1 protein-coding gene is annotated in these 814 nt (G+C 75.2%); it reads left to right on the top strand.

The features are described from left to right. Positions 1 to 814 (top strand): ABC transporter permease (locus tag ESO86_RS17850; RefSeq protein WP_129236042.1); only part of this gene is annotated, 814 nt, incomplete at both ends.

An 814-nucleotide genomic window follows, 5' to 3' on the forward strand; every position in this document is an offset into this window, starting at 1 on the left:
GGCTTCGGCGGCGGCGCGTTCGACGTGACGAGCGTGAGCGTGACCGGCGTCGACCCGGCCGACGAGGCGATCGGGCCGCTCAGCGCGGTCGCGCTCGCCGACGGCCGCGGCCTCGACTCCGGCGACACGGGCGAGCTCGTCGTCGTCCTCGACGCCGAGTACGCCACGGCCGAGGGCGTGGCAGTCGGCGACGCCATCGACCTCGGCGGCACCGAGTTCGAGGTCGTCGGCACCGTCGCCTCGACGTCGGCGGATGCCGCGACCGCGTCGAACGCCTACATCCCGCTCGACGTGGCACAGGAGCTGTCCGGCATGGACGGCCGGGTCTCCGTCGTCTCGGTCCGGGCCGCGTCGGCCTCCGACATCCCCGCCGTGAAGGCCGACCTCGAGGCGGCCCTCCCCGACCAGACCGTGAGCACGCAGGAGGACCTCGCGGCGAGCGTCTCCGGCTCGCTCGGCAGCGCGAGCGCGCTCGTCTCGAGCCTCGGCCTCTGGCTCTCGGTCGCCGTGCTCGCGGCCGCGTTCCTCATCGCGATCCTCTTCACCATCCAGGGCGTCACCCGGCGCACGCGCGAGTTCGGCACGCTGAAGGCGATCGGCTGGTCGAACCGCCGCATCGTCGGCCAGGTCGCCGGCGAGTCGCTCGTGCAGGGGCTCATCGGCGGCGCGGCGGGCCTCGCGCTCGGGTTCATCGGCATCGGCGTCATCAACGCGATCTCCCCGAGCCTCGCGACCACCTCCTCCCCCATTGCCGCCGGCCCGGGCGGCGAGGGCGGCCCCGGAGGCTTCGGCGGCGGGGGCGGCCCGTTCGCGG

The organism is Agromyces binzhouensis, from assembly GCF_004135055.1.
Classification (GTDB): Bacteria; Actinomycetota; Actinomycetes; order Actinomycetales; family Microbacteriaceae; genus Agromyces; species Agromyces binzhouensis.